General features: G+C 70.8%; 16 protein-coding genes and 1 pseudogene. 2 read left to right on the forward strand and 15 right to left on the reverse strand.

The annotated features are described in order from the left end of the window. Window positions 1-12: 12 nt before the first annotated feature. Together O7622_RS23025 and O7622_RS23030 are read right to left on the reverse strand one after the other, a co-directional pair. Window positions 13-1,269 carry a glycosyl hydrolase family 18 protein gene (locus O7622_RS23025; RefSeq protein ID WP_282310279.1) on the reverse strand — a complete coding sequence of 419 codons (1,257 nt, stop codon included), beginning with the start codon at window positions 1,267-1,269 and terminating at the stop codon, window positions 13-15. Between the two features lie 137 nt (window positions 1,270-1,406). Beyond that, window positions 1,407-1,985, reverse strand: a pseudogene (locus tag O7622_RS23030) (FAD-binding protein); the annotation flags it as partial. Between the two features lie 223 nt (window positions 1,986-2,208). On the opposite strand from O7622_RS23030, the gene O7622_RS23035 reads away from it, so the two are divergent. Continuing rightward, a complete protein-coding gene (locus O7622_RS23035) occupies window positions 2,209-3,537 on the forward strand; it encodes a condensation domain-containing protein (RefSeq protein ID WP_282310280.1) in 1,329 nt (442 codons plus the stop codon). Between the two features lie 29 nt (window positions 3,538-3,566). Here the strand turns inward: O7622_RS23035 and O7622_RS23040 are convergent, their stop codons facing one another. The 8 genes from O7622_RS23040 to O7622_RS23075 form a co-directional block, all read right to left on the reverse strand. Next, window positions 3,567-5,333 carry an ATP-binding cassette domain-containing protein gene (locus O7622_RS23040; protein WP_282310281.1) on the reverse strand — a complete coding sequence of 589 codons (1,767 nt, stop codon included), beginning with the start codon at window positions 5,331-5,333 and terminating at the stop codon, window positions 3,567-3,569. After that, window positions 5,330-7,111, reverse strand: coding sequence for an ABC transporter ATP-binding protein (locus tag O7622_RS23045; RefSeq protein ID WP_282310282.1), 1,782 nt, complete (start codon window positions 7,109-7,111; stop codon window positions 5,330-5,332). Before O7622_RS23045 ends, O7622_RS23040 begins: the two co-directional genes overlap by 4 nt. Before the next feature lie 109 nt (window positions 7,112-7,220). Beyond that, on the reverse strand, window positions 7,221-8,936 hold the full coding sequence (locus O7622_RS23050; RefSeq protein ID WP_282310283.1) for a beta-ketoacyl synthase N-terminal-like domain-containing protein: 1,716 nt from the start codon (window positions 8,934-8,936) through the stop codon (window positions 7,221-7,223). Further along, entirely contained in the window at window positions 8,933-12,004 is a 3,072-nt protein-coding gene (locus O7622_RS23055; protein WP_282310285.1) for an AMP-binding protein, read from the reverse strand. Before O7622_RS23055 ends, O7622_RS23050 begins: the two co-directional genes overlap by 4 nt. A 2-nt stretch (window positions 12,005-12,006) precedes the next feature. Next, window positions 12,007-13,083 (reverse strand): phytanoyl-CoA dioxygenase family protein, encoded by a 1,077-nt coding sequence (locus tag O7622_RS23060; RefSeq protein WP_282310286.1) that lies wholly within the window; start codon window positions 13,081-13,083, stop codon window positions 12,007-12,009. A 35-nt stretch (window positions 13,084-13,118) separates the two neighbouring features. Continuing rightward, on the reverse strand, window positions 13,119-18,296 hold the full coding sequence (locus O7622_RS23065; RefSeq protein ID WP_282310288.1) for a MupA/Atu3671 family FMN-dependent luciferase-like monooxygenase: 5,178 nt from the start codon (window positions 18,294-18,296) through the stop codon (window positions 13,119-13,121). A 594-nt stretch (window positions 18,297-18,890) separates the two neighbouring features. Further along, entirely contained in the window at window positions 18,891-20,081 is a 1,191-nt protein-coding gene (locus O7622_RS23070) for a polyketide synthase (protein ID WP_282310289.1), read from the reverse strand. Window positions 20,082-20,135: 54 nt separating this feature from the next. Next, entirely contained in the window at window positions 20,136-21,698 is a 1,563-nt protein-coding gene (locus O7622_RS23075) for an amino acid adenylation domain-containing protein (RefSeq protein WP_282310290.1), read from the reverse strand. Between the two features lie 138 nt (window positions 21,699-21,836). Here O7622_RS23075 and O7622_RS23080 point away from each other — a divergent pair, with 138 nt between their 5' ends. After that, entirely contained in the window at window positions 21,837-22,061 is a 225-nt protein-coding gene (locus tag O7622_RS23080; protein WP_282310291.1) for a hypothetical protein, read from the forward strand. Between the two features lie 209 nt (window positions 22,062-22,270). Here the strand turns inward: O7622_RS23080 and O7622_RS23085 are convergent, their stop codons facing one another. From O7622_RS23085 to O7622_RS23105, 5 genes are all read right to left on the reverse strand, one after another. Then, on the reverse strand, window positions 22,271-22,651 hold the full coding sequence (locus tag O7622_RS23085; protein WP_282310292.1) for a VOC family protein: 381 nt from the start codon (window positions 22,649-22,651) through the stop codon (window positions 22,271-22,273). A 20-nt stretch (window positions 22,652-22,671) separates the two neighbouring features. Further along, entirely contained in the window at window positions 22,672-22,914 is a 243-nt protein-coding gene (locus tag O7622_RS23090; protein WP_282310293.1) for a DUF5988 family protein, read from the reverse strand. A 252-nt stretch (window positions 22,915-23,166) separates the two neighbouring features. Further along, window positions 23,167-23,904: an ABC transporter permease gene (locus O7622_RS23095; RefSeq protein WP_043322827.1), complete on the reverse strand. Its 738-nt coding sequence runs from the start codon at window positions 23,902-23,904 to the stop codon at window positions 23,167-23,169. Next, complete coding sequence (locus tag O7622_RS23100) at window positions 23,901-24,842, reverse strand: ABC transporter ATP-binding protein (protein WP_282310294.1); 942 nt, start codon at window positions 24,840-24,842, stop codon at window positions 23,901-23,903. The genes O7622_RS23095 and O7622_RS23100 overlap by 4 nt, the downstream gene beginning before the upstream one ends. A 303-nt stretch (window positions 24,843-25,145) precedes the next feature. After that, a complete protein-coding gene (locus O7622_RS23105) occupies window positions 25,146-25,808 on the reverse strand; it encodes an HAD-IA family hydrolase (RefSeq protein ID WP_282310295.1) in 663 nt (220 codons plus the stop codon). Window positions 25,809-25,940: the final 132 nt, after the last annotated feature.

Below are 25,940 nucleotides of genomic sequence, written 5' to 3' on the forward strand. Positions count from 1 at the left end.
TCCTGCGGGGGGTCAGGGAAGGGTGTTGAGGTGGGGGCGGACGGTGCTGGCGAATCCGTTGCCGTTGGTGACGTCCCAGTTGACCGACCACGTCATGGCGCCACGGATTCCGGGGTAGGTGCGCGGCGGCTTGAAGGAGCCGCAGTTGGTGCCCTTGGCGAGGCAGTCGAGGGCCTGGTTGACCACCGAGGGGTTGACGTAGCCGCCACCGGCGGCGCTCGGTGCGGCCGGCAGGCCGAGGGACACCTGGTCCGGCCGGAGCCCGTTCTCGAGTTGGATGCAGGCGAGCGCCACCAGGAAGTTGACCGTTCCCTGGCCGTACGCCGCGTTGTTGTCGCAGCCGAGCATCGAACCGGAGTTGTAGAACTGGGTGTGGACGACCGTCAGGATGTCCTTGACGCCCAGCGCCAACTGGAAGTACTGGCTGCCGGTGCTCTGCATGTCGATGGTCTGCGGCGCCATCGTGATGATCAGGTTGGCGCTCGTCCGGCTGCGGATGTCGCGCAGCGCCTGACCCATGTACGTCGCGTTGACGCCGTTCTCCAAATCGATGTCGACGCCGTCGAACCCGTAGCTGGCGATGAGGCCGACGATCGAGTTGGCGAAGTTGGTGGCGGCGCTGGAGCTGGCGACCGAGATGGTGCCGCGCTCGCCCCCGACCGAGATGACGACCTTCTTGCCGCGCGAGTGCAGGGTGGCGACGTCGTTCTTGAAGTCGGCGTCGGTGTAGCCGCCGAGCGAGGCGCTCAGGCCGGCGTCGATGCCGAAGGACACCGCGCCGGGCGTGCTCGTCGCATCGGCGAACGCGACAGCGATCAGGTCGTAGGTTGCCGGTACGTCACGGAGCCGGATCTCCTGGGCCGGGTTGTCGAAGTTGTGCCAGTAACCGGTGAGGAAGTGCTTCGGCAGCCCGGTGTTCGGCGGGTTGGTGGGCGGGGTCGTCGGGGGCGGGGTGGTCGGGGGCCGCGTGGTGGGCGGCGGCGTCGTGGTCGGGGGTGACGTGGTCGGCGGGGTGGTGCCGCCGCAGGCGCCCTGGTTGGCCCAGACGTCCCACTGGCCGCTGTGCGTGGCCGGGTTCTCGTTCTGGGTCCACCACTTGGCCTGGTAGTTGACACCCTGGTACGACGCCTGGCCGCCGCCGACGTAGACGGTGGAGGACGACCAGGCGGGGTAGCAGGCGGCGGCCGCGGAGGCGGACGAGGCCAGATAGACGGTGGTGGCGCCGGCCGCCAGGACGGCGGCCAGGGCGAGGACGGCGGAGCGACGCATGGGGGTGGACCTTCCGGATCGAGGTGGGACCGGGGCCCTATTATTAAGACTGTTAACAGTAAAGGTCCAGAGTTAGACCGCCTTGAATTTTTCGAGGAAGGCCGGCGTCGACACCCTGGTCCGCGCGTCCACCGAGGTCATCGGCATGTTCCACCCCTGACCGCCGGCCCTCCTGCCGGAGCCGCCCTGTCTGATGCCTCACCGGAAGCCGGGCGGCGCCGAAGTTCAGCACGGCATCGACCGGTGCCGGCAGCAACACCGAGAACGGCGTCCAGGCCCTGGGTGCCGGTGGCCGACGGCAACCCCTGCAAACCGACCACCGACTCGTAGACCCGGTCGTCGCGGTGGGCGTAGGGACACGCAAGCACGACGTCGCTGCTGCCTGTCGGCTCCTGCGCCAGGCAGGCGTAGGCCGCCGCCAGACCAGGAAGCCTTGCTGACCGGCGATCACCACCCGCTTTCCGCCGTCGACCACGGTCAGCCCTGTCACACAAGCCGGAGTCGCCTGCTGCGCGGGACGCGCCGACCGCGCCACCGAGCAGGTCGGCCAGCTCCTCGACCAGCTTGAAGTTGCCCGCGATGCCGACACCACGACCACCGGACACGACCACCGACGCCTCGGTCAGCGCCGGCCGGGAGCCCTTCCGCTCGGCGACCCGCTCGACGACCCTGGCGAGCCTGTCCGCGTCGGCGACCGACACGGTGAGCTGCTCCACGGGTGCCACTACGTGCACCACCGCGGCGACGACGAGGCCACCGGTTCGCTGGCGGGCACCGCCGGCTACGCCCTCGCTGCGGCCCCCACCATCCCAATATCGTGGACGTCTGCTTCCTGTTCATCTGCCCACCTAGTACGCTCGCGGTCGCGTTCGGCAGACTCGACCGCGGCGGTGACGCGGGTCAGCAGTCGCGGGTCGAGCGGCGAGAAGGGCGGGCAGGATGAAGGACCACCTCGATCGGAGCGCGCCGGCGCGGGCGACCGTCCACCCGGCGTCGTTGACCCAGAGCCGCCTGATCAAGGGGCGTCACGCGCCGGGCGGGCCGCCCGCGCAGATCGTGGGCACCCACCTGCTGATCCGCGGAGCGCTGGACGTCGACCGACTCCGCGACGCGCTGATCGAACTCGTCCGCCGGCACACCATCCTCCGCACCAACTACGCGTTCGCCGAATCGGGCGAGGTGTTGGCGATCATCCATCCGGGCGAGGGCCCGAACGTGTTCACGATCGCACCGGCCACCGGAATGTCCGACGAGGACGAGATCCGCAAACACGTGTGCGACGCCCTCGAAGGTGCCACCCACCGGTTCACGGCCCCGGACCGCCACACGATGCTCCAGGCGATCCTGATCCCGCACACGCCGGGCGTCCACAGCCTCCTCCTGGTCATCGACCACATCGCGATCGACGAGCGTTCGAGGGCGGTTCTCCAGCGTGATCTGGCCGCGCTGTACGCGGACCGGTCGGAGGATCTCGGCGAACCGTGCCCCTACGATTCGTCTGCCGTCCGGAACACGTTCCCGAGCATCGAGGACTCTCCGGAGATCCTGGATCTCCTCACGCCGCTGCCGCCACGCCTCCTCACCAACCTCGAGACGGAGACAGCTCTGCCGGTGGTGACCGAGGGCCTGCTCGGCCCGGAGATCTCCGCCCGCATGGGCGCCGCGGCGAGGCGATTGGGCTGCACGCGCTTCATCATCCACGTCACCGCACTTCTCTGGGCGCTGAAGCAGTTCTCCGGGGTCGACGACGTCAGCCTCGTCACGGCTGTGGACACCCGGGTGAGGCCACAGGACTTCGACACCGTCGGCTTCTTCCAGAACCTGATCCTCCTCCGCTCGCGCTCGCCCCGGTCCGCGGGCCTGCAACGGACCTTCGAGGAGTGCCGGACGCTCGTACGCGACTCGCTGCGGCGGCGTGACTACCCCATCGCGTCACTGATCGCCCACGCCGCCGAGAAGCGCGAGGGAGGCACCTGCCGGAGCCCGCTCTACCAGGTCGTGCTGGCGTACGCGCGGGAGGACGTGGACCTGCACTGGACGCTGGACGGTGTCGACGTACGAACGGTGGAGATCGATCACCCACAGGCGGCCATCGAGCTGCTCATCTTCGTCACCGAGTCCCCGTCCGACACGAACACGCTGTTGATCGGCGCGGCGGACGTGCTCGGGGCGGACGATCTGCAGCGACTGCTGTCCCTGTGGCGGGACACGGTCGGCGAGCTCACCCGCGACGGATCGACCCTCCCGGTCGGCGCTCAGGCGGAATAGCGGCGAACCCGCCGAGGGAAGCCCATCGGCTACTCCCCGCCCAGGTAACCCTCGCGCTGCGCGCCGTACAGCCTCGCGTACAGGGGCACGTCGAGCAACCGCTCGTGCGGGCCCACCCCGGCCACCCGGCCCTCGTGCAGCAGGATCACCTCGTCGGACGCCGACGCGAGCGACATCCGGTGGGTGACCACGACGACGATCCCGGCCCGCTCCTGCGCGACGGCGCGTGCCCGGGACATGAGCCGGTCGAGCAGCATCTCCTCGGCGATCGGGTCGATGGCGGCGGTCGGCTCGTCGAAGAGCAGCAGCGCGGCATCCGAGCGCAGGAAGCCCCTGGCCAGTGCCACGCGCTGCCATTGTCCGCCGGAGAGACGGTGCCCGTTCGTCATGGTGGCGCCCAACGGCGTCCAGAGACCGTGCTCCCGGGCGAGCTGCCCCAGGCCCGCACTCTCCACCGCGTTCTCGACGTCGGCGTCGGTGAACCGGTCGTCGCCGAGCCGTACCGCGTCGCGGAGCGCGAACTGCAGCTCGGCGAAGTCCTGGGTGATGTAGGTGGTGTCGACAGTCCGCCCCGGCGCCCCGCCCTGGTCGGCTGCCCCCGCGCCGATGAGCCGGATCTCCCCGGACGAGGGGGCGACCAGTCCGCTCAACAGGCTCACGAGGGTCGTCTTCCCGCTCCCGTTCGCGCCCACGAGGGCGTAGATGCGGCCCCCGACGAGCCGGAGGGAGACGCCCTCGACCGCCGTGGTGGCGGCTCCGGGATAGCGGTAGGAGACGTCGTGCAGCTCGATCGCGGAGACCTCGCCCACCGGGTTGTCCACGACCGGGTCGCGGCGCAGCCGCCCGCGCACCCGGTCGAGGGCGCTGACCACGCGGACCGAGTCCGCGCAGGACGCCAGGTAGCGCGCCAGGGCACCGACCAGCGACGTGGTCGTCGAGAGCAGCAGCAGCGAGGCCAACGTCGTCGCCATGCCCACGGTGCCCCCCGCGAGCGCGCGGACGAGGCCCGCCACTCCGGCGGCGAGCGCCGCGGTCGTCAGGACGACCCCGAGCATCGTCCACCGGGCGCCCCGCCACAGGCCGGCGGTCCGCGCCGCCTCGGCCGCCGTGGCCGAGGCGCGGTGCGCCGCCAGGAGGTAGTCGGCCCCCCGGGACAGGACCAGCTCGTCGACGTACTTCTCGTCCGTGCCGATGCCCGCGAGTTCGCCGCTGATCCGCGCGTTCTCCGCAGCCGCGCGCTGGGCTGCCCCGACGGCCGCGTCGCGCCGCCGGACGCACAGGTACGCACCCACTGCGGCAAGCGGCACGAGCAGGAGCCACGGGGTCGCCAGCACCGTGACGACCACGGTCAGGGCCAACCGGACGGTCGTGCCGAGGATGAGCCCGACGACGTCCGCGCCCTCGGTGAGGCGCGCCTGCTCGGAGCGCACGATCTGCAGGTCGTCCACGAAGGGCCGCTCCGAGAAGTGCTCGGTCGACCTGGCGTCGTAGAGCGCGCGCTGCACATCCTCGTCGATGAGCCGGTTCGTCCGGTCGATCAGCACAGCCGAGACGGCGAGCGAGTAGCGGCCGAGCAGCACCTGCGCCACCAGGGCCCCGCAGGCCAGGCCCAGGAACGGCACCCCCGACGCGGGTTTCCCCGCAGCCCACATGGCCACCAGGACCGCGATCGCGACCGACGCGGCGACGGTGGCGACGGGTCGCACCGTGAACGCGACGAGGGTGACCCAGGCGGCGCGCCGATCCGCCCGGAAGGACAGGCGCAGGAGCTCGCGGAGCGCTGCTGGGAAGGTCATCCGGCCACGCCCCCCTCGCTCGGCGTCCGGTAGCGGTCGGCCTGCGAGCGGAACATCCGCGCGTACGTCCCGTCGTCGTCCATCAGCGTCGCGTGGGTTCCGCGTTCGGTGATCGTGCCGCCGTGGAGCACCAGAATCTCGGCCGCTCGTCGGATGCCCGCGAAGCGGTGCGAGACCATGACCGTCGTGCGGCCGGGGCCCGCGAGTTCGCCGAGTTGGGCGAAGAACCGCGCCTCGGCCTGCGCGTCGAGCGCGGCTGTCGGCTCGTCCAGCACCAGCACACGCCGGTCGTCGTCCACCATGCCCGCGAGCGCGCGTGCCGTCGCGAGGCGTTGCCACTGCCCGCCGGAGAGGCCGCTCCCCGCGCCCATCGCCGCCGTGAGGCGTGGCGCTCCCGGGACGAACAGCGCCGGATCGATGTCGTCGAGCAGGGCGCGCACCCGCGGTTCGCGCTCGGCCGCACTCTCCGCGCGGCCCAAGGTCACGTTGTCGTACGCCGAGGCCGGATAGCGGACGTACTGCTGGCCGAGGAACGCGAACGAGTTCCGCCAGGCGACGCGCAGCGCCTCGACCGACACCTCGACCCCGTCGCAGAGGATCCGTCCCGAGCTGGGGGCGAGCAGCCCGACGAGCAGCTTCAGCAGGGTGGACTTGCCCGCACCGTTCGCGCCGACGATCGCCAGGCTGCGCCCGAGCTCCACCTCGAAGCTCAGCTCCGAGAACACCGGCCCGTCCGCGCCGGGATAGCGGAAGGTGACCCGTTCGAACCGGATCCTGCTGCCCGGTCCCGCCCGGGGAGCACTCGGGTCGGCCACGGCCGGACGCGGTGGTGCCGTCGTCGTCGCGAGCCGGACCCGGTCGAAGACCTGCGCGCCCATCGCCGAGTAGACCACGTCCATGGTGACGCCGAAGACCAGCATCAACGCGACCAGCGAGGACACGCCCATCACCACCTGGGCGGGCGGCAGGCCGGCCCGCACCAGCACGAGCAGCGCGAACGCCATCGCGGCCACCGCGAGGGCCAACGCCGCCAGCAGTGGCGGGCCGACGCGCGTGGCCGGGCGGGCCCCGTGTGCTGCCTCGCGGAACCTGCCGATCACCCAGTCGGCCGCGCGGAAGAGGATCACCTCGCGGGCCGTGCGCCGGTGGAACGCCAGGCCCGCAAGGTACACCGCGCGCACGCTCTCCTCGTCCGCCGAGTACGCCGCCGACTGCTCGGCCGTGTAGTCCCGCTCCATCGTCGCGGACAGCACGACGAACGCGACCAGCACGGGGACGCCCGCGAGCGGCTCCACGAAGACGAGGACGAGCCCCGGGATCACCGCCTGCGCGCGCATCAGCAGGTACCGCACGGTCGACACCACGAGCCGCCGCATCGGCGGCGCGGAGCCGACGGCGTCCAGCGCGTCCCGGAGGGCCCGCGACCCCGCGCCCGGGTCGGACAGGCGGGCCCGGATCAGGGCGCGCTCCGCCTTCTCCTGTATTCGGCCCCCGTAGCGGTCGGCGAGGACGTCGACCACGACATTGCAGATTTGGTCGATGGCGAAGAGGACCACGAACGCCGTGCCGGCCAGCACGATCGCCGACGAGCCGTCGGCCGCTCCGCCCACGACGAAGCCGATCGCCACGATCGACGCGGCCGGCACCCCCGCTGTCACCAGCAGGAGCAGGACGATGCCCAGCGTGAAGCCGGGAAGGAACCGCCACCCGACGGCGAAGAGGTTCAGCCGCAGCCGCCTGATGACCGTGCCGGTAGCGCCTGGACGGTCAGCTGCCACCCGTCGCCTCACCGTCCGACCATTCAACGGTGACCCGCGACTGCCGTCGTCGGTGGCCTCCCCGCCCGTCGACGAGGCGGCTGCCGCACCGGCTGGTGTCCCGGCGACCTCATCCGTCCAGTCCCTGCTCGACCATGTCCACGATCGCCTCGACGCTCTCGGCCGTGAGCAGGTCCAGGACGTCCAGGACCACTCCCCACCGCTTGTCGGTGAGGTTGACGACCGCGAGCAGGTCGACCGAGTCGATCCCGAAGTCGAGCAGCCCGACCTCCAGGAGTTGGTCATCGCTGAGGTGCGCGAAGTCGCCGCGTTGCCGGAGCACCTCCACGAGCCCGCTGACGATCTCCTCCCGCCCGGGCCGGGACCTCGCGGCGTCCTCCAGCCGGGCGACCCCGTCCGCCCCGGCCTCGTCCGCCGCGGGCTGCGGAGCGCGCGCGAGCGACCGGTCCGCGGTGCCGCCGACGTCGATCGAGAGGCGCTCCCGGCCAGGCACGTCGGGCCCGTCCCCGGGCGCACTCGGCCGGGCCCGGCCACCCGAGAGCACGATGTGCACGCTCGTGCCGCTCGCCCCGAAGCAGCTGACGCCGACCCGCGCGGTGTCGGTGGGCAGCGGAACAGGACGCGACGACGGCTGGGCGACCCATTCGCGCGCGTCGTCGTTGAGCTCCTCGAAGTGCACCGTCGGCGGCATCCAGCCGCGCTTCAGCCCGAGCAGGACGTTCACCATGGAAGCGATGCCCGCAGCGGTGTCGAGGTGACCCACCGCCGGCTTCACCGACCCCACGGGCAGGGGGTCCCGGCGCGTGCCGAACACCTCGTGCAGGGCGCCCAACTCCACGATGTCGCCCACCGTCGTCCCCGTGCCGTGCCCCTCGACGTACGCGATGTCGTCCGGTTTCACGCAGGCGTCCTCCATCGCCCGACGGATGACCCGCACCTGGCCGTCGAAGGCGGGGGCGGCGTAGCTGGCGCGCTGCCCGCCGTCGCTGGCAGAGTAGATCCCCTCGATCACACCGTGGATCGTGTCGCCGTCGGCGACCGCGTCCTCGTGGCGCCGAAGCACGAAGACACCCCCGCCGCTGCCGCCGACGGTGCCGTCGGCCTGGGAGTCGAACGCCCGGCAGTCCCCGGTCGGCGACAGGATCCCGCCCCGCTCCCACTGGTATCCCCGACGATCGGGGAAGTACAGCGCCGCGGCGCCCGCGAGGACGGTGTCGACCCGGCCGCTGCGGAGCAGGAGCACCGCGTGCTCCACCGCCGACAGCGCCGTCGAGCAGGCCGTCTGGACGTTCACACTCGGGCCGGTCAGCCCCAGCCGGTAGGAGACCCGCCCGACGCAGTGGTCGCTGCTGTTGCCGATGAGGATCTCCGGGAAGGCGAGCTGATCCCGCAGGGAGAGGTCCCGCTGCAACCGCGTCGTGAAGTACGAGTCGAGCGACTGGCCCGCGTACAGGCCCATGCCGATGCCGCCGACCACGCCGATCTCGCGGCCGCGCACACTGTCGGGACTCATGCCCGCGTCCTGGAGCGCCCCGATGCAGCAGTCGAGGAAGAGCAGGTGCTGCGGATCGGTGATCGCCAGCTCGTGTGGAGTCAGGCCGGCCAGGTGGCGTGCGGTGTCGGGCGTCCACGGCGCCCTGGCCGAGCGCGCGACGTAGCCTTCGCGGCCGAAGTCTGCCTCCGGCACTCCCGCGGCGAGCATCTCGTCGCGGGAGACGTCCACGACGGCGCTCGTTCCCGACCTCAGAAACGAGTCGATCCCGTCCCGTGCACGTCCGGCAGGCAGGCACGCGTCGTACCCGACGATGGCGATCTCGCCGTTCACCCGGCATTCCTCTTCCCGCTGTCGTCGATGTGCTCCGCGAGCGCCGCGAGGCTCGGAAACCGCATCAGCTCCAACACTCCGATCTTCCGATCCGTGCGGCCCGCGAGAGCGCGGGCGAGGTTCGGCAGGTCGACGGACGTCAACCCCATGTCGAACCAGTTGGCGTGGGGACGCACCGGCTCCGCGCCGACGAGCGGGCGCAGGCCGAGCGCGAGCGCGCTGACGGTCGGCGACCACCCGGCCTCGTCCGTCGTCCCGGCGCCCGGGGGGTCGGCGTCCGGCGAGGGCTGCGCTCCACCCTCCCGCTGCGGGAGGAACGCGACGTCCTCGCGTACCCCGAGCAGCACGGAGCGGGAGGGCCGGGCCAGTACGCACGCGGCGACGTCCATGACGCTGATCTCGTCGAGCCCCAGCGCCTGGGCCACCGCCACGTTCGCCTCGTCGGTCTGCCGTGCCTCGCGCACCGAGGTCACCGCCACGACGGTGACCGGGATCCGGGTGGCCTGCTCCGCGATCACCTCGGCCGCCGCGCAGGCAGCCGAGTAGGTCTCGACGCCCGTCCCCGCGACGTGCGCGTTGACGGAGGAGACGACCGCGAGCGGGGCGTCCAGGGCGTGCGCCAGCTCCACGGCCGTGCGGACACCGTCGGTCTTCGGACCGAGAAGGCGCGCGAGCGCGTCCTGCGGCGCGGGTCGCGGCTCCCCCGCCAGGTGGACGACCAGGGCCTGCTCCGCGGGAGCGCACCTGATCTTCTCCAGCAGGTCGCCCACCGCGGTGGTCGAGGCGATGTCGGTGAACACCCTGTCGACGCCGCCCGCCGGGGCGCTCCCGGACCGGGCGCGGTGGCCGACGAGCGTGACGCGCAGGCCGCGAGCGGACAGTTCGGCGCCGAGCGCCTCGCCGAGTCGCCCGGTGCCACCGAGGAGCACGGCGTGGGTCGCCGGCGGGGCGTCGCTCCCGATGTCGACGGGTGCGAGGACACGACGCCACAGGTCGCCGCGCGGGCCCACGAAAAGGTCCGCGACGGCCGGACGCGCGCCCACCTCCGAGGACTGCTCCTGCGCCAGGATGTCGTCGAGTACCTGCTCGTGCGCGAGCGGATGCATCCAGACCGTACGCACGGAGCGGGCACCCGCCCCGTGCGCGACCGCACGGAGGTACGCCGCAACGGGGTGCGACCGGGGCAGCCGCCGGGCGTCGCCCTCGCGCGCCTCGACGAGGATCACCACGTCCTGCCCACGCAACCGGTCGGGCTCGGCCGCCTGACGCCAGTGCTCGAGCGCCTCGTGCAGCTGCCCCGGCGCGCAGCCGGCCACGGCCGAGTGGACCAACCCGCACCCGCGCAGGACGACCGGCTTGCGAACCTGCCCCTGCGCCTTTGCCGGTGTTCCCTCAGCGGGCGACGGCCGGGCGACCCATTCCAGCTCCCACAGCCGCGGCGGGTCGGGATTGATGAACCTCCGTACGAGCCTTCCCTTGCGGACCTTGCCGATGCTGGTCCGTTCGATCGCGCCCGCCGGAATGTCGATCACGTGCGCGACGGGCCCGCCGATGATCGTCTCCACGCACCGCCTGACCTCGCCGCGTACCGCCGACACGTCCTCGTCGACGGTACAGAACACGGCGATCTGATCACGGTCGAGCTTCGGCGCGCGGAAGGAGGTGATCGCGCACGTGCCCGGCACGACGCCCTTGACCCGCTCGACCTCGCCCTCGAGGTCGGCGGAGTTCCAGGTGACGCCGTTCGCGACGATCCTGGTGCCGTCCCTGCCGACGAAGTGCACGCCGCTGTCGTCGATCCGGGCGATGTCGCCGGTCCGGAACCAGCCGTCGGCCCCCATGGCGAGGTCTCCACCCACCAGATAGCGCTCCAGCACCGGTGAGCCACGAACCTCCAGGTGCCCCACGCCGAGGCCGTCCTCCGCGGCGTCCGTCGCCACGATCCGGACCTCGACCCCGGGAAGCGGAAAGCCGACCGAGACGGTCGGAGAGGAGTCCGCGAGCGGGTCGTAGTGCGGGGCGTACAGGACACCGGAGCACGTCTCCGCCATACCCCAGGCCGGTGCGATCGTGCCCTTGGGCAGGCCCAGACGGCCCAGTGACTCCTCGAAGCGCGCGCAGTCCTTGGCGGAGACGGCCTCGCCGCCGTTCAGGCAGAACCGGATGCTCGCGAGGTCGACGGGCCCGTAGGGCGGGATGTTCTCGGCCTCGTTGGCCAGCATCCGATAGGCGAAGTTGGGCGACCACACCGCGCTGACGCGGTGCTCGGTCACGAGCCGGAACCACTCCCCGGGATCCGTGAGGATGCGTTCGGTCGCGACGGAGAGGTGCCTGGCCGCGATCACGGCGTCCCGGACGTGGGCCATCAGCATGCCGCCGACATGCGAGAGCGGCATCCAGTTGAAGCCGACCGTCGTGGAGTCGAGTCCGTTCACGGCCACGGCGCCGAGCGCCATGTCGATGATGCCCCGGTGCCGCTGCGGCACCACCTTCGGGGCGCCTGTGCTCCCCGAGGTCATGAAGTGCACCAGCGACAGGGGACCGTCGGCGGCAGCAGGATCGGCGCCGTCCGGCCCGCCCGGATTGTCCAGGTCGAGCGAGATCGGGTCGATCCCCCACTCGGACGCCTCGGACACGACCCGGAACCGGGCGGCCCTGGCGTGGACGAGTGCGCGAACGGGGGCGTGCTCGGCGAGCGCGGCCAACCATTCGCCTCCGGCCCGGTCGTCGAGGAGTTCGGCCGGCACCAGCAGCGGCTCGGCCCCCGCCACGACGCTGCTCCAGAAGAGCGCGAGGATCTCCGACGGTTCGGTCGCGGCCACGACCACGATGGAGCCGTGGTCGAGGCCCCCGCGACGGGCGTCGCCGGCGATCAGCCGGACGCGGTCCCGGAAGGCTCGCCAGGTTTCCTCGCGCTGCGTCCCGTCGGAGTCGATCGTGCCGACTGTGGTCGTGCCGTGCGCCGCCCGGTCGAGGACCTCCGAGAGGCACTGCGATGTCCCCTCGGTCCGTACCGTGGCGAGCGGCCGCCCCGCAAGCTGGGCGATAACGCGGTGCTCGGTCTGCATCGTTACCGACTAACCACCGGACGCCCGTCGCGCAGGACGTCGAACTGCGTGTGCGGGTTGTTCGCCGGGCTGACGACCTTGTCGCCCCACGGGTCGATCGCGATCCGGTTCATGCCGTCCGGGGCGTACTCGACGACGAGTGCCTTGCGCGTCCAGTTCTGGAAGTTCCCGCCGGTCATGTGCGGGAGCAGACCCGCGAAGACCATGATGGACCCGGCCCGCATCGGCAGCGGGATCATGCCGGACGGATCCTCCGCGAACACCCGGTTGCCGAACTCGCCCTTGTCGTGCACGAGCGGTCCCACACGGTGGCCGCCGGGAAGCACCCACATGCACCCCGAATCCTCATCCGCGTCGGTGAGCGCGACCCAGGCGGTGACGATCTTCCCGGGCTGGTCGACGTACGTGTAGCCGGTGTCCTGGTGCCACGGGAAAGCCAGGCAGGAGTTCGGGCTCTTGTAGACCGACTGGTCCCAGTACAGGCGGACGTTCGGCCCGATCAGGTCGTACATCATGTGTTGCAGGAGTGGCAGGGCGATGAGCTTGCGCAGCGGTGCCGAGTGGCGCGCGAGCTGGACGTTGAACGACACCTTGCCGGCCTGCGTGATGTTGTTCCTGCCGCCGGCGACGTTCGCAGCCGTCACGCGCTCCGCCTCGAAGCGGTCGAGGTCGGCGACCACCTCCTCCAGAAACGCCTTACTGAGCACGTCCTCGACGATCACGTAGCCGTCGCGGTCGTACGCCTCGGCCTCGGCGTCGCTGAGCACCCGCTTGCCGCTGCCGATCGAGCGCCAGAGGAAGTTGTCGCTGAGCGGGTGACGGCGGAACGACGGCCAGCGCGAGGACTGGAGCCCGAACCGTTCCTGACAGAACAGTGCCCAGTCCGCCCGGGAGTCGTCGACGATCGGGCCCCGACCGTTCGTCGTGGATACGGCGAGGTCGGCATCCACGATCGCCTGTGCGCTGTCGGGAATCGTCCGGTCGCGGAAACCGTACTGCGCTGCGAGCCGCGCGTCCGGCTCCACCCACGCGGCGAACTGGCGCAGTTCCCCGAACGTTGTCCTGACTTCCAGAGCCATTCCTTCACCCCTCGATCGAAGCGACCTGACTTGTCTCAGATGCGCGCGGTTACCGCCCGGCTCAGCGAGCTGACCGTCGGATTGTCGAAGATCAACGCTACATCCAGCTCGGTGCGCAGCTCCTGGTTCAGGATCGCCATGATCCGGATCGCGTCGACCGAGTCGCCACCCAGATCGAAGAAGTCGTCCTCGTCCCCGAACTCGACGGAGCCGTCGAGCACGCGCTTCCAGATCCCCCGCACCAGCTCGGGAACGTAACCGTGGACCTCCGCGCCGGCCGGCCGGCGGCCGTCACCGTCGTGGTCCGGATCCACGTCGCCCACGTACTCGTCGACCAGCGCGCGGAGCGCCGCCATGACCTCGGCCCCCTGGTCGGCTCCCACCGATCGGAGCACATGCGACAGGGCCGCGTCGAGGTCCTCGGCCGACGACGGGCTGAGGGCGAGCGTCTCCTCGGCGCCCACCATCGCCCAGCGGCTCAACGCGAAGACGGTGCCGTCGCCGGCGGAGCCTCCGTCCGACCGGTCCGTGCCCACGATGACGAGCCGACCGGACGCGCCCGCCTCACGAACCCGGCCCGCGATACCCACCATGCCGGTCACCAGTAGCGCGACGGTGGCGTCGAACGCGGTGGCGATGTCGATCACCACAGCCTCGGCGTCGAGAGAACCCGGCTCCTCCTCCGCGAGGACGCGCGCGGACGCACGTGCCTTCGTCACGACGAGGTCGAGCGGGCGGACCCGGCCGTCGAGCCGCGACTCCGCTGCGCCGGGGTCCCCCAGCGGCTCGGCGAGACCCCGGACGAGCCGGGCGAGCCCCTCCGCCGAGACCCGCTCCGCGCGGTCCACGCCGCCGTCCTCGCGGTCGCGCTCGTCGCTTGCCGTGGCCGCCTCCGGCTCTGCCGTCGGGACGAACCGTTCCCCGAGACCGCGAATCAACCGCACGAGCAGCAGTTCGCCCCGGTCCTTCGGAAGGAACGCCTGCGCCGCGTCGATCGACAGTTCAACGTCGCCGCCCGGCCGCTGGGTGAAGGTCACGGCGAGCGGGAACCGGACCACGTCGGTGGGCATCGACACCTCGTCGACCTGATGGCCGTCCAGTGCGAACGCTTCGAGGTTGTCCCACGACACCGTCACCGTGGGCGTCTGCACGCGACGGGTGACGTCGTTGAACACCTGACGGAAGGTGAGCGAGCCGTGTTCAACCCCCGACATGACCGCGCCCTTGGCCGAGGGCCGCGGGTCGTCCCCGGCCACCGGGCCCAGCCAGAACGGCGCCAGCACGGCACAGCTGCCGTACTCCACCACCGACGGCTTGGCGGGGAACGCGTAGAGCTGGTGTCCTCCGAGCGTCTCGTCGATGATCTCGGCCGCCGCCCGGAGAGCCTCGACGAACGACGTCGACCGCTCGGAGCGGGCGTACGACGCGAGGCCCGCGCGCAGGTCCGAGGCGAGGCGACCCGACAACCGGTAGCCACGACGGTCGAGGGTCCGCGCGTCGAACCCGGCCTCGAACGCCTCGTCTGGCAGGGTGTCCACCCAGCGGTTCCAGTGCGCCCGGTCCCTTTCCCCGCTCTCCCGGTCGAACTGCGCCACCGCGGGGATCGCCAGCTCCTGGACGGGCCTGCCCTGGTAGCGCGCGGCGACGGAGTCGAGCAACTCGGCGAATCGCATTCCGTCGAGGACGACGTGCGACGCGCGGAGGTTGAGGAACACCCCGGTGGTCGAGCGCTGGCAGGTCAGCCGGACGCCGCAGCGCGCGACCGGATCGAGCGGTTCGGCGTACGACCGCGCCCTGACGGCAGCCGCGAAATCCTCCACTGACTCCGCGATCCCGTCGATCAGTTGCCAGCTCTGGCGATGCTCCTCGCCGAACGGCTCCACCCACCCGTCGACGCCGTCCGTATTGATGCGTAGACGGTAGGCAGGCTGCGCTGCGATCGTGTCGAGATAGGCGCACTGCAGTCGGCCGAGATCGACTGCCGGGGAGATGAGGAAGGTGCGGTCGATGACGTACGCCTCACGCGTCTCCACGCTGATCTGACACGCGGCCCAGATCTCGCGGGTGGCTCGGCTGATCGAGACGGGAAAGCGGTCACCGCCGGGCTCGCCCGACATCGCGTCGATCCTCTCGGCCGGTTCGGCCGGCCGGTCCGCTGACGACGCCGCTTCAGCGGGGGTGCTCGCCAGCCGCTCGCTGAGCCGGCCGAGCGCTCGCATCGTGTCGTTCCACGCCTGCCCCGGCGGCAGAAAGTCGACGAGACACGCGATGTCGGTCACGCCGAGCCGGGCGAGTTCGGTGGTCAGCTTCGCCCATTCCGCTTCGGGGCCGACGAGCGACAGCCCGTCGCGCAGACGATTCGCGGCCGCCTTCATACGCGGCGCCCAGGTGTCCTCCGAGACGAGTTCGGGGTTGTCGTGCGTGCTGCGGAAGGTGGCGAACATGTAGCGCTCCAGCGCCTCCACGTTCCGCTGCTCCGCCGCCTCATCCGTGGACACCGCAGCGTGGAGCAGGACCGTCACGTCTCCGCCGTCCGGCGGGAGCCCGCCGTCGCGCCGTCCCTGCCGATAGCGTTCGAGGTTGCCGGTGAGCTGAGCCAGATCCTGCTGGATCAGGTTGGTGAGCACACCACGCCCCGCCCGGCCCGCCTCGTAGAACGAGTCAGGCGATCCCACACACGCCTGCCAGAGTCGAAGATCGCTCAGCGGACGCGGATGCAGCCGGACCTCCGTACGCTCGCCGGACTTCCCGTCGATCGTGAGGGCTTCGCCGCGCCAGAGACGCTCCAACTGCGCGACACGCGTCCGGAAGAGCTCACGGCGTTCGGCGTGGGTCCCCTCGGAGAGGACGAAGTCGCGCTTCATCCAGCCGGACGCCACACCGAGTCCGACCCGTCCACCGGAGGCGACGTCGACCATCGCCCAGTCCTCCGCCACGGAGATCGCCGAGTGCAGCGGCAGCACGCTGCTGCCCGCCCGGATGCCGATCCGCGAGGTGCGCATCGCGACCATGGCGCCAAGCACCGCCGGGTTCGGCGAGAACCCTGCGAAGTCGTCGAAGTGACGCTCGGGCAGCCAGACGTTCGCCAGGCCCTCGGCCTCGGCGACCTCGACCAGGTCGAGCAGTCGCGAGTAGATGTCGTTCTCGCCGTTGGCCGCGAAGCCGAACAGCGCAAGGCTCACCGACGGAGACCGGCCACTATCGGGGGTGACCTCCGCATCGCCGCCGCGGGCGAGTCGCTGGGTCGCGCCGGCGACCGCGTCGAGGACGGCGCTGCGGACCTCGGCGGTATGGGCGGGAGACAGGAAGCAGTTCCCCGTCTCCGGAACGAGTACGCCTTCGGCGATCATCATCCGCCGGAACTCGTGGAACGCCTTCCCGCCGTAGGCGAAGCTCGTCGACGCCGCGGGCACGAAGCGGAAGAAGGATCCGGTCCCCAGCACGCGGACGCCGACGCCGGAGTCCTCCAGGACCCGCACGATCGCCGCACGCAGGTCGTCGCCCGCGGCGTTGAGTTCGGCGAGTACGCCGTCCCCCTCCCGGGCGAGCTGCCGCAGCACCGCCCCCGCCGCCGCCACGGACAGCGGGTGCTTCGCGTAGGTCCCCCCGGTGAACGACACGCGGTCCGGGTCGGCGCGCACCTCGTCGGTCCAGGGCCCTCCGTCGATCAGGTCCATGATGTCGGCGCGGCCGGCCACGGCGGCCATCGGTAGACCGGCGGCGAGCGTCTTCCCGTAGGTGGCCAGGTCCGCCCGGACGCCATAGATCCCCTGGAAGCCCTGCACGTGGAAGCGGAACCCGGTGAGGACCTCGTCGAACACGAGAAGGGCGCCCGCCTTCTCGGTGAGGCTCCGCGCCGTGCGCGCGAGCGAGGCGAGGTCGATGTCGGGCGACTGGTTCAGGCGGGGCTCCATCACCACCGCGGCGACCTCCTCGCCGTGCGCGGCCATGAAGTCGGCGAGGTGCTGCTCGCTCACGGGCAGTACGCGGACGTCCTCCGCGGCGCTGGGGGACACACCGGGGAAGGACGGGGTGGCCAGGTGCTCACGGCGCTTCCCCGGACGCGGGCTGAAGAGGGTGGAGTCGGAATGACCGTGGTAGGCGCCCTGGAGGAGGACGACGAGCGTCCGTCCCGTGTAGGCGCGGGCGAGGCGGATCGCGGTGAAGACCGCCTCGGTGCCGGTGACGCAGAAGTTCACCCGGTCCATCCGCGTCAGCTCGCAGAGCAGCTCCGCCACCTCCGCGGTCTGCGCGATCTCGGCGCCGATGTGGAACCCGCGCTCGATCTGCCGCTCGACGGCTTCCCGGACGAAGTCGGGATTGTGGCCGAAGAGGTGAGCGCCGTACCCCATCGTGAGGTCGATCAGTTCTCGTCCGTCGGCATCCCACACGTGAGCGCCGCTCGACCGATCGATCCAGATCGGGTAGGATGCCGCGCGCTCCTCGTGCTCACGCTGGGCGATCTTCCGGTTGTTGCACAGATGCCCCTGGCTGCGCCGGCTGAGCTCACGCGAGGCGACGGTGGCTGCGGCGTAGGTCACGCCTCGGTCCCGCTGGTGCCCGGGTTGTTCCACTGCCGGTGTCGCCACCACCTCTTGGATCTCTCCGATGCCACCCTCGGCAGCGGGCGTCGCCGACGATCCGCCACCCACCACGACCGGCTCCGGAGCCACCACGGCACCGCCACCCCGCACCACCGCCTCCGAAACCCAACGCCCAACAGCCCGAACCGTCACCACATCCTCAAGCAACTGCTGAACCGAAATATCAACCCCGAACCGCGACTTCACCTCACGCGAAAGCTCAACCAACACCAACGAATCAGCACCCAGATCCAACAACGGCACCGAACGATCAACCGACCCCGGATCCAACTCCAGCAACTGCTCCACAAGACCAGCCACCGCACCCTCGACGTCACCGCCCCCGGAAACAGGCGTCGCCGACGACCCGCCACCCACCACGACCGGCTCCGGAGCCACCACGGCACCGCCACCCCGCACCACCGCCTCCGAAACCCAACGCCCAACAGCCCGAACCGTCACCACATCCTCAAGCAACTGCTGAACCGAAATATCAACCCCGAACCGCGACTTCACCTCACGCGAAAGCTCAACCAACACCAACGAATCAGCACCCAGATCCAACAACGGCACCGAACGATCAACCGACCCCGGATCCAACTCCAGCAACTGCTCCACAAGACCAGCCACCGCATCCTCAGTCCGCAATCGAACCCCTCCAGTCGCCTACGCACGAAAGCGTTAGCCGCCGAAGGCACCTTTTGGGCCGCCTCACGCAGAGTTTGTTGAGTCACCCGGTGCACCCTCGCAGCGAAACGCGCTCACGGTAGCACCCGCCTCCACACCACGGAACACTTCGTCCGCTGATGCCAGGAAACCCTCAGCAACCGCCAAGTCACCACTTGGATCCGGTGGGGGACAAGACGTCCTACTATGTCCGCACAAGGCGGTGAAGCTGCGATAGCTGTAATCGCCCGAGCAACTTAACCGAAGCGCCGGCGAGCGGGCGGGGTGACCGGCTGCAGTCGTCGCGCGCCTACCCCAATTGACCCCTGTCGTCACCTAGCGCTTCTTGACCTCGACAAGTGCGATCTGATAGACCGCCCGGCGGTAGCCGGGAGACGCGGCAGCCTCGTCGCCCGATCCCTCCCGCCAGGGCGCGACGCCGCACGGCAAACCGCGCTCAGCCGGCGCACCGGCACTTTCCCCTGACACACACCGGTAGGCGACGTCGCGAGTGCGCAGAGTGGGACAGGCGGTCGCTCTCGAATCACCGACCGGGGTTCACCTCGGCCGGGAGACAATTGCGTGAGCGTTCGTCCCCGAAAGGCCGAACGCGCTGACGCCCACGTTGTCGATCCTGTCTGGATGGTCGAAGTCGCCGAGGGTCGGTCGGATGTTGTGCTCTGCCCAGGGAATCAGTTCACTGGGTTGGCCCGTCCCCGTCCTGCCGGGCGGATGCTGTCTCTCGAGGACCTCGATCGCGACCATCAGGGACAGCAGTCCTGATGTCGACTCAAGATGACCGAATCGAGGCTTGTTGGATCCGATGAGCAGAGGAGATTTGCGGTCCGCAGTGCGATAGGCCGCCGCGAGTGCCGCGACTTCGATGGGATCCCCGAGCGGGGTTCCCGTTCCGTGCGCTTCGACGTAGTCGACTTCGGTGGCGTCGAGTCCACTCATACGCACTGCGCGCTCCACCACGTCACGCTGTGCTCTGAGATTGGGTACGGTGAGGCCCGCGGTGCGGCCGTCGTGGTTGACCGCGCAATGCACTCGCCCGAGTGACCGCGCCCCGAAGCCCTCGGGCGCGAGAACCACAGCCACGACACCCTCACCAATGGTGAATCCGTCGGCTCTCGCGTCGAACGCCCGGCAACTGTTGGACTCCGAGAGCGCCCCGGTCACCGCACGGATCATCCTCCCGAAATCGCTCCGCACCAGGTGGCTCGCGATAACGAGCGCGAGATCGGCGTCGCCGCTGACCAGCGCCATGATCCCGTGCCGGAGGGCGACAAGTCCGGAGGAGCACGTCGTGTCGACCTGCCAGCTGGGGCCATGGAGGTCGAACGTGTAGGAGACGCGACCCGCGGCGGCTCCACGGACATTTCCGATCCCGAGATACGATCGATTCTTGTCGGCGATCTGGTCCACGTCGAGCGTGTGCACGAAGTCCGATTCGCTCATCCCGACGAACACGCCGGTCTGGCTGCCCGCAAGGCCCTTCGGGCGAATTCCGGCGTCCTCCAAGGCGCGCTCGGCGCAGTCCAGGACCAGCAGGTGCTGCGGATCCATGACCCGCCCCTGGCGTGGGGCTATCCGAAACCGAGTGAAATCGGTCGGGAGTTCTTCGTCGGAGAAGACCGTGGCCCGATCACCATGGTCTTCGTCCTCGAACAATGCCGCGGCGAAATCCTTCCGGCTGCGCACGCCCCCAGGAAGAAACATCGACGCGCCGACGACGTCTACGTTCATGCTTTCCCTCTCCACCAGCACCCCGGGCCGACCGGGATCCGACCCGAAAGCGCCCTAGTTCACGCCGCGCCTGATGGGTATCACAGAACTCGCTCGGTCGCCCACGAGCGCGAGTTTGGTCGCGTCCAGCTTCCCACTCAGCGTGAGCGGAATATGATCGAGCACAGTGATGACGCGCGGTATCGCCGACACGGACAGTTCTTCCCGAAGGCGGCTACGCAGCGACTTCGTGTCCGGCGGGCTGGCCGGATCTGCCGGCACGACGAACGCACTGAGGCCCGTGCCACTGTGGTGGACGACCACGGCGTTACGCACGTCCGGGCACCGCCGCAGCGCGGCCTCGACCTCGCCGAGTTCGATTCGCTGGCCGTTGATCTTGACCTGGCGATCGTTCCGCCCGAGAAACTCGATGTCGCCGCTGGCAAGCCTGCGAACCGTGTCGCCGGTCCGATACGCGACGACGGGTTGCGCACCGCCCCCGGACGATCGGAGCCACGATGGAAGCGCCACGAAGCGCGCACGGGTAGCGTCCCGTGCCCCTAGATACCCCAGGGCCACGCATTCTCCCCAGACCAGGAGTTCCCCTGTCTCCCCCGGAGGCACCGCGCGGAGTTCCTCGCCCACGACCTCCACCGACACCCCGTCGATCGGTTTCCCGAGCGGAACATGAGCGCTTGAGCGATGTTCCTGCCGGCGCGGATCGACAGGGTAGGTGAGCACCCCGATCGTCGTCTCGGACGGGCCGTAGTGATTCAGCACCCGGCAGGTGCCGTTCTGCGCCACCTGGTCGACGAGGTCCCAGCTCAGCGGCTCCCCACCGAAGATCATCAACGTACGGGGGAGAACATCACGGGCACCGTGGTCAAGATGCGCCGACATGTGTGATGCCGTCGACTTGAGCACGTCGACCGAGTGCGCGCGCATGTAGCTTCCGAATGCCAGCGGGTCCATCATGGTGGGCTTGTCCACGAGATGCACGGTGTCGCCCGAGACCAACGCCGGGAAGATCGCCGTGTGACCGAGGTCGGTCGCGAAACTGGTCACGCTGGCGCACGACAGCGGAGCACCTGCCGGTCTGACCTGGTCCAGCACCGACGAAAGGAACCGCGAGTAGTTGCCGAGGGCACGGTGGGGAACAGCCACCGACTTGGGCACACCTGTCGTGCCTGAGGTGAAGACGACATAGGCGACGTCGTCGTCGTCGGGCCAGGCCAGCTCAGGGCCGGGGCCGGTGTCCCCGGAGGTCGAGATGCGCAACGTCGGAACGCCTTCGGCAGCGTACGCCGCATCCGCTCCCTGCTCGACGACGAGCCGTGTCGCGAGGGAGGCGCGAACTTGTGCTCGACGACGTTCAGGTGCCTCGTCGAGATCGACGATCGCGAAGGGCGAGCCGAGCCACATCGCCGCGAGCGCTGCGATGATTTGCGGAGTTCCACGACGGAGCGCGATGGCTGTGATCTCACCATCGAGCACTCCGCAACGCTGCATCTCTGCCGCCGCCGATGCCACGCGCCGGACGAGCACGCTGTAGGTCAGCGTCGCATCCTCCGCCACCAGCGCGGCACGCTGGGGATACAGCTGAGCATTCCGCACCAGCGACCGCATGATCCAACTCATCGCCATGAACCTACCGGTGAATCGGGTTCCCCTGTCAAGAAAGACCATGGCCGGCGAACAAATGCCAGGGCGGCCCTCGACGCCCGCTGCCGCCGGGCCGTCCGAGCCCGCGGACACCTCCCGACCGGACAAGCCGCCGTGACCACGATCATCGCGGCGTTCTCGGTCGGCGCCCGGGTCTGCGGGATCCGCCCCGACCTGAGCCCGGCCCACCACGTCTGGCAGCCCGGCGGCAACACGCTGCTGGTCGATGACGCCCGGGCCGCCGAGCTGGCGCGGTGCCGGCCGCCGGTTGCCGGGCGGCTGCGTACGCTGGTGGCGGAGGCGCTGAGGGAACCGTCGGCCCCGCAGACGATCAGATGATCGTCGCCCCCGCCGGCCCGGGTACGACTCACGACCTGACGGCGGAAGCCGGACTGTCGGCGGGACCGCCGCGCGGCTGACCAGGAGACCGGAGGAGCGCCCAGGCGTCGCGCACCGCGCGGACTCCGGCGACGTCCCGCCGGACGGGCGGGAACCCGCGCCGTACGCACGGGTTCCCGCGGCCTGTAGCGGGTCCGCCGGGACTCGCCCTACCCCGTCCGCTGCGGGCCGACGACGGTCCAGCAGAGGCCGGCAGGGTCGCGCAACATGACCTGGTGCGACGGGGCAGCCGGCGGCTCGACGTGGGCACCCGCGGCCACCGCCCGCCGCAGCACCGACTCGGGGTCCATCCGCTCGATGGTCAACACCTCGTCACGGTTCGCGGCCACCGACGGGTCGCCCGCCTCCCACCACTCGCTCACGATCAGGCGATGACCGCCGACGGCCAGTTCCGCGTGCACGACATGCCCGTCGAGCAGGCACTCCCGTTGGATGGCCACGGCGTCGAAGACGTCCGTGTAGAAGGCGATCGCCTCGCTCGTGTCGCTGACCGTCAGGTGCGGTCCCGTCCGCTGGTCCTGTGCCCGCATGAGACTGCTGCGTCCCTTCGCTACTCGGCGATCCGGGTCCGGCCGGTCCAGCGGAAGACCACCGGCTCGACCGTCGCGGCTGCGGTGCCCCGCTCGAAGTGCTCGTACCCGCCGTAGTACAGGATCTTGATCTTCTTCTCGGCCCCGGACACCCGACGGCTGCGCAGGTCGGCCGGCAGGCCGGCCGGGCCGCCCTCCAGGACGACATCGATGACGCCGGCGGCGTCCCGGGCGACCGGATCAGCTTGCGAAACGTCCTTCATGGCACGACCTCCGTCGCATTCCGCACACCTCACGAGCCGCCGCAGGGGCGACGCGGTTCGGTCCACACAGGTCCAACGACACCCGTTGCCGGGTGAACGGACGCTCCGCGGTCGAACGTCCTTGTCCGGTGAGCGGCCACCCGTTCAGCTCCGAACGTAGTGCAGATCACATTTCGTGAGCACCCTTAGCGCACCCCTAGAAACGGCCCTGGGCAGCGACGATGCCCGGACCAGCCCGGTCGGGAGGCGGGCTCACTCCCAGCGGAAGAACCGCGTCGCCCCCAGGGCGGCGACGGCGGCCGTGACGGCCAGGGCGATCAGCTGCGGCAGCTCGGGGTCGGCCCCCGCCCACGCCGCGCCGATGGTGTCGACAGTCGCGCCGAGCGGCGAGTAGTCGGCCACGGCCGCCAGGGCACCCGGCATCCGGTCGCGGGGCAGCCAGGCTCCGGCCAGGAAGAGCAGCGGGAAGAACAGCGCGGGGCCGATCGACTGTGCCGCCCTGGCCGACGGCGCCAGCGCCGCGATCAGCAGGCCGACGGCGAACAGGCACGCGACCCCGAGGAGGAAGGCCAGCACGAACCCGGGCAGGTTGGCCGGCGCCGGCTGGTCCAGCAGGAACCGCACGGCGATCGAGGTGACCACCGCACCGAGCACGCCCATCACGAGGTTGACCACGACCTGGGCGACCAGCAGTAGCGCGGGCTGCACCGGGGTGGTCGCCAGACGGCGCAGGATCCGGCGTTCCCGGTAGATGCCCAGCGCCATCGGCAGGGTGAAGAGCGCGAGCATGCCGATGGTGAGAGCCAGCGCGAGCGATGGCAGGAACGTCTGCTCGGCGTGCTGGCCGGTGTCGGCGGCGGTGCCGGCACGCTGCGGCAGGCCGAAGACGAGCATCAGGCCGATCGGCAGGGCGAAGACGAAGAACAACGACACGGGCTCCCGGAGGAACAGCTTCGTCTCGACGGCGATCAGCTTGGACAGGGCGCTCACGACGACCTCCCGTCGGTCGGGGACTGCGCGGCGGCCCGGCCGCCGCGGCCGGTCAGGGCGACGAAGGCGTCGTCGAGGGTGGGCTGCTCGACCCGCAGGTCCGTGTACGTCGTCCCGCGCCCGTTGAGCACTGCCAGGACCGACTGGAGCACGTCCTTCGTGCCGGTCACCGTCACCTCCGCCCCGTAGCGGCTGACCCCGGTCACGTCGGGCGCGGCGAGCAGCAGGGCGTCCTCGACCGGCTCCGCCGGGCGGAATTGCACCCGGTGCTCGCTGCCGACCCGGGCGAGCAGGCCAGCGGGGCTGTCGATGGCCACCATCCGCCCCTTGTCGATGATCGCGATCCGGTCACAGAGCCGTTGCGCCTCTTCCATGAAGTGGGTGACCAGCACGACGGTGACGCCGCGGTCGCGAATCCGCTCGACGAGATCCCAGGTGTCCCGGCGGCCCTGCGGGTCGAGGCCCGTGGTCAGCTCGTCGAGGATGGCGACCTCCGGCCTGCCCACCAGCGCCAGGGCCACCGACAGTCGCTGCTTCTGCCCGCCGGAGAGCTTCTGGAAGTACGTGTTGCGCTGCTCGGCCAGGCCGAGGTCGGTCAGCAGCTCGTCGATGTCGGCCCGGTTGCGGTAGAAGGACCGGTACAGGTCCAGCGCCTCCCGCACCCGCACCTTGTCCGGCAACTGGCTCTCCTGGAGCTGGGCGCCGACGCGCTGGCGCACCTCGGTGCGGTCGCGCACCGGGTCCAGCCCGAACACCCGGACGCTCCCGCCGTCGGGGCGGCGCAACCCCTGCACGCACTCGACAGTGGTCGTCTTGCCGGCTCCGTTCGGGCCGAGGACGCCGAAGACCTCGCCCTGCTCGACAGTGAAGGAGACGTCGTCGACCGCGACCTTCTCGCCGTACCGCTTCTGCAGATGATCGACCTCGATGACCGGCATCCGGGATGGTCCTCCTTCACGTGCGGTTTGCCGCCGGGAAGGGCGGACCCCTCGGCTGATCGCGGCGTCGGTCCGCGGGAGCGGGCCGGACCCGGGCCGACCGACGCCCGACATCATCCGCGCAACCGATGCGCCGATCAACTGATCAGGTGATGAATCGGGGGTGTCGACGCGGGGAACGACCCTCCACAGGGGTGCCGCCCGGCGACAGGGGTGTCGCCCGGTCACGCCGGGTGTCCGGGCGTCCGGCCGGCCGGGCGGCGGCTCCGGGCGGCTTCCCGCCCACGGATCCGGTGTGGCTCGTCACCGCCGGGCCGGGCACAGCGGCAGCAGCTCGTCGAGCCGGGTCAGGACGACGTCCGGGCCGGCCGTGCGCAGCGTCTTTTCCTCCGACTCGCCCCACAGCGCGGCCACCGCCGTCACCCCGGCCGCCCGCGCACTGGCCAGGTCGCTGGGCGCGTCGCCGACCATCAGCGCCTCCGCCGGGCGGGCTCCGAGCAGGTGCAGTGCCCGCCGTACGATGTCGGGCGCGGGCTTCGGACGGGGCACCTCGTCCGAGCCCACCACGTGGTCGACGAGCGGCAACAGGTCGAGCCGGCCGAGCAGGTCCCGGGCGCGTACGCCGCTGCGGCCGGTGGCCACGGCGAGCCCGATCCCCCGCCGACGCAGGGTGCGCAGCAGCTCCGCCGCGCCGTCGACCGGGCTGACCCGGTGTGCGAGGCGGTTGCTCTGCCGCACGAACGGCTCGGCGAGCGCCGCCGGCAGGCCCATCAGCGCCAGCACCTCCGGCAGGTACCGGCCCGGGTGCCGGCAGTACTCCTCGACCGGGGCCATGCCGTCGCCGACCACCTCGGCGTAGGCGAGGGCGAACGCCTCTCTGGCCACGGCGAGGCTGTCGACCAGCACCCCGTCGAGGTCGAACACCACCGCCCGGACACCGTCGGGTGCCGCCGCCCTCGCGACCACCGATGTCACCTCCCGTCCGCACGACCCGTCCCGGCCGGTAGGGGTGGCCGGTTGCGGAAACCCCCGGATACGGTCAGGACCGTTCTCCCGGCCCACCGGCGCGGCGCACTCGCCCACCCGGATCCGGCGGCA

It is taken from the genome of Micromonospora sp. WMMD1076, assembly GCF_029581475.1.
Classification (GTDB): Bacteria; Actinomycetota; Actinomycetes; order Mycobacteriales; family Micromonosporaceae; genus Micromonospora; species Micromonospora aurantiaca.

Excerpts from the sequence above, each read along its gene's own strand:
- O7622_RS23025 (WP_282310279.1), bottom strand. The coding sequence starts at position 1,269 with ATGCGTCGCTCCGCCGTCCTCGCCCTGGCCGCCGTCCTGGCGGCCGGC.
- O7622_RS23035 (WP_282310280.1), top strand. The coding sequence starts at position 2,209 with ATGAAGGACCACCTCGATCGGAGCGCGCCGGCGCGGGCGACCGTCCAC.
- O7622_RS23040 (WP_282310281.1), bottom strand. The coding sequence starts at position 5,333 with ATGACCTTCCCAGCAGCGCTCCGCGAGCTCCTGCGCCTGTCCTTCCGG.
- O7622_RS23055 (WP_282310285.1), bottom strand. The coding sequence starts at position 12,004 with ATGCAGACCGAGCACCGCGTTATCGCCCAGCTTGCGGGGCGGCCGCTC.
- O7622_RS23060 (WP_282310286.1), bottom strand. The coding sequence starts at position 13,083 with ATGGCTCTGGAAGTCAGGACAACGTTCGGGGAACTGCGCCAGTTCGCC.
- O7622_RS23070 (WP_282310289.1), bottom strand. The coding sequence starts at position 20,081 with ATGAACGTAGACGTCGTCGGCGCGTCGATGTTTCTTCCTGGGGGCGTG.
- O7622_RS23075 (WP_282310290.1), bottom strand. The coding sequence starts at position 21,698 with ATGAGTTGGATCATGCGGTCGCTGGTGCGGAATGCTCAGCTGTATCCC.
- O7622_RS23085 (WP_282310292.1), bottom strand. The coding sequence starts at position 22,651 with ATGCGGGCACAGGACCAGCGGACGGGACCGCACCTGACGGTCAGCGAC.
- O7622_RS23090 (WP_282310293.1), bottom strand. The coding sequence starts at position 22,914 with ATGAAGGACGTTTCGCAAGCTGATCCGGTCGCCCGGGACGCCGCCGGC.
- O7622_RS23100 (WP_282310294.1), bottom strand. The coding sequence starts at position 24,842 with ATGCCGGTCATCGAGGTCGATCATCTGCAGAAGCGGTACGGCGAGAAG.